This is a genomic window from Streptomyces sp. LS1784 (assembly GCF_020103755.1).
Taxonomy (GTDB): Bacteria; Actinomycetota; Actinomycetes; order Streptomycetales; family Streptomycetaceae; genus Kitasatospora.
This window is the reverse complement of record NZ_JAHSQD010000761.1, coordinates 1-3,186: the sequence shown is the minus strand read 5'-3', so window position 1 is coordinate 3,186 and position 3,186 is coordinate 1. Positions and strand designations below refer to the sequence as shown.

Below are 3,186 nucleotides of genomic sequence, written 5' to 3'. Positions count from 1 at the left end.
GCCACGGTGCGCACCGCCACCGAACCCGCCGGGGCGCTCAGCCGCAGCCAGCCGCCCGCCCGGTGCACGGTCAGCGGGGCTCCGGGCTTCAGGAAACCGATCACGTACGCGGCGTGCAGCGCGCGCAGCGGCAGTTCGGGCAGCGCGGTCACCGGGCGGGACCAGATCTCGTCGGCCAGCGCGTCCAGCGCCGCGCGGCTGCGGTGGTGCGCCGGGACGGCCTCGCTGCGCTCGCGGAACTCCTGCACCCCGGCCATGAGTTCGGGGTACACCTCGGCCGCCGGCGGGGCACCGACCGGCCGCCAGCCGGTGCGCGGCGGCAACAGTCCCGCCCAGGCCGGGCCGGTCACCGGCGCGGGCAGCGCGACGGCGCCCGCCTCGGCGTCCACGCCGTCCAGCAGTTGGCCCGCCGAGACGGTGAGGTCCACCGGCTCGTCCAGGCCGCCCAGCCGCACGGTGCGGATCGCCAGCGCGCCCGAACCGCCCAGCGGCAACCGTCCGAAGACCGCCAGCACGCCGTCCCCGCCGCCCTGGCCCACCGCCTGGAGCCGGACGGCCGCCGCCCGGTCGAAGCGCAGCAGGCGCAGCAGGAAGGCGGAGAGGTCGGCGGCCTCCCCGGTGTCGGCCAGGGCGAGACGGGCGGTGATGGTCACAGCGGTTCAGCTCGAATCGTCAGATGGGGTCAGACGGCGGCGACTGCCGGCTCTTCGTCCATGAAGCGGCCGAGGAACTCCCGCTCCACCGGCGAGATCCGGCGCGGCCGGCCCTCGGCCAGATCGTAGGGGACGACCACGGTGGACGCCCGGACGTACACGATGTCGCTGCCGTCCTCGGCAACGTCCTTGATCTCGTACGAGACGGTCAGCGAGGCGCCGCCGATCTTCGTCACCCAGGTCTCGACGGTGACCGGCTCGGGCCGGTGCACCAGCGGACGCTTGTAGTCGATCTCGTGGCGCGCCACCACCGAGCCGCCCGCGAACTCCCCGGCGCCGGCCGCGGCGGCCTGGGTGAACATGAAGTCGATCCGGGCCTCCTCCAGGTAGCGCAGGAAGACCACGTTGTTGACGTGCCCGAAGGCGTCCATGTCGGACCAGCGCAGCGGGCAGGCGTAGATGTGGCGAGCCACGGGAGTTCTCCTCGGTGTCCGGTCGCCCGCCGCCGTGCACCGCCGGTGCGGCGGACGGTGGCGACGGGCCGCGGCCCGGCAGGCCGCCCCGGAGGGCAGTCTGCCGGGCCGTCGTGACGGCTGGGTGTCAGCCTCGGGTCAGCTTCTTGTAGGTGGCCCGGTGCGGACGGGCGGCGTCGGCGCCGAGCCGCTCGATCTTGTTCTTCTCGTACGACTCGAAGTTGCCCTCGAACCAGAACCACTTGCTGTCGCCCTCGTAGGCGAGGATGTGGGTGGCCACTCGGTCCAGGAACCAGCGGTCGTGGGAGATGACCACGGCGCAGCCGGGGAACTCCAGCAGGGCGTTCTCCAGCGAGGAGAGCGTCTCGACGTCGAGGTCGTTGGTGGGCTCGTCGAGGAGCAGCAGGTTGCCGCCCTGCTTGAGGGTGAGCGCCAGGTTCAGACGGTTGCGCTCACCACCGGAGAGCACACCGGCCGGCTTCTGCTGGTCCGGGCCCTTGAAGCCGAAGGCCGACACGTAGGCGCGGGACGGCATCTCGACCTGGCCGACGTTGATCCAGTCCAGACCGTCGGAGACGACCTCCCAGAGGGTCTTCTTCGGGTCGATGTTGGAGCGGGTCTGGTCGACGTAGCTGATCTTGACGGTGTCGCCGACCTTGACCGTGCCGCTGTCCGGGGTCTCCAGGTCCTGGAGCATCTTGAACAGGGTGGTCTTGCCGGCGCCGTTCGGGCCGATGATGCCGACGATGCCGTTGCGCGGCAGGGTGAAGCTCAGGTCGTCGATCAGGACCTTCTCACCGAAGGCCTTGTTGAGGTTCTCGACCTCGATGACGACGTTGCCCAGGCGCGGGCCCGGCGGGATCTGGATCTCCTCGAAGTCCAGCTTCCGCATCTTGTCCGCCTCGGCGGCCATCTCCTCGTAGCGGGCCAGACGGGCCTTGGACTTCGCCTGGCGCCCCTTGGCGTTGGAGCGGACCCACTCCAGCTCCTCCTTGAGGCGCTTGGCGCGCTTCGCGTCCTTCTGCCCCTCGACCTTGAGACGCGACTGCTTGGTCTCCAGGTAGGTGGAGTAGTTGCCCTCGTAGCCGATGGCGCGGCCGCGGTCGAGCTCCAGGATCCAGCCGGCCACGTTGTCCAGGAAGTACCGGTCGTGGGTGACGGCCACGACGGTGCCCTTGTACTTGGCCAGGTGCTGCTCCAGCCAGTTCACCGACTCGGCGTCCAGGTGGTTGGTGGGCTCGTCGAGCAGCAGCAGGTCCGGGGCCTCCAGCAGCAGCTTGCAGAGCGCGACGCGGCGCTTCTCGCCACCGGAGAGCTTGGTGACCGCCCAGTCGCCGGGCGGGCAGCCCAGGGCGTCCATGGCCTGCTCCAGCTGGGCGTCCAGGTCCCAGGCCTCGGCGTGGTCCAGCTCCTCCTGGAGCTTGCCCATCTCGTCCAGCAGGGCGTCCGAGTAGTCGGTCGCCATCAGCTCGGCGATCTCGTTGAAGCGGTCGAGCTTCCCCTTGATCTCCTTGACGCCGTCCTGGACGTTCTCCAGGACCGTCTTGGACTCGTCCAGCGGCGGCTCCTGGAGCAGCATGCCGACGGTGAAGCCGGGCGAGAGGAAGGCGTCGCCGTTGGAGGGCTGCTCCAGGCCGGCCATCATCTTCAGCACGGTGGACTTACCGGCACCGTTGGGGCCCACGACGCCGATCTTCGCTCCGGGGAGGAAGCTGAGCGTCACGTCGTCAAGGATGACCTTGTCTCCGTGAGCCTTGCGCACCTTGCGCATCGTGTAGATGTATTCCGCCACGTGAGATCGCTCCGGCGTCGTCGGGAGTAATTCGGCTTGCAGCCTTCCATTGTGCCGCACCCGGCCCGGAGCCCCGAATCGCCCGGGTGACCCCACGGGGGTATCCGCAGCCGCTCTCCACCGGCAGGAGCCCCGCGGCCCGGTTCCCCCTCCGCCACGGCCGTCCCGCACCCGGAACCACGGCGGCCCGGCTCGGCCCCTCGGCCCCCTCACCACGGCCGACGCCCCTGCCCGCCCCGCGCCGCACAGCGCGACGGCCCGGCTCCCC

The 3,186-nt window shown here is 70.9% G+C and carries 3 protein-coding genes; all 3 read right to left on the bottom strand.

The window, feature by feature from the left end; genetic code table 11:
* A partial coding sequence (locus tag KS423_RS41935; RefSeq protein ID WP_374120153.1) for a hypothetical protein occupies window positions 1-653 on the bottom strand: 653 nt, incomplete at its 3' end.
* A gap of 29 nt (window positions 654-682) precedes the next feature.
* Window positions 683-1,126: a thioesterase family protein gene (locus KS423_RS41930; protein WP_224284966.1), complete on the bottom strand. Its 444-nt coding sequence runs from the start codon at window positions 1,124-1,126 to the stop codon at window positions 683-685.
* Between the two features lie 127 nt (window positions 1,127-1,253).
* A complete protein-coding gene (gene ettA / locus KS423_RS41925) occupies window positions 1,254-2,918 on the bottom strand; it encodes an energy-dependent translational throttle protein EttA (protein WP_224284965.1) in 1,665 nt (554 codons plus the stop codon).
* Window positions 2,919-3,186: the final 268 nt, after the last annotated feature.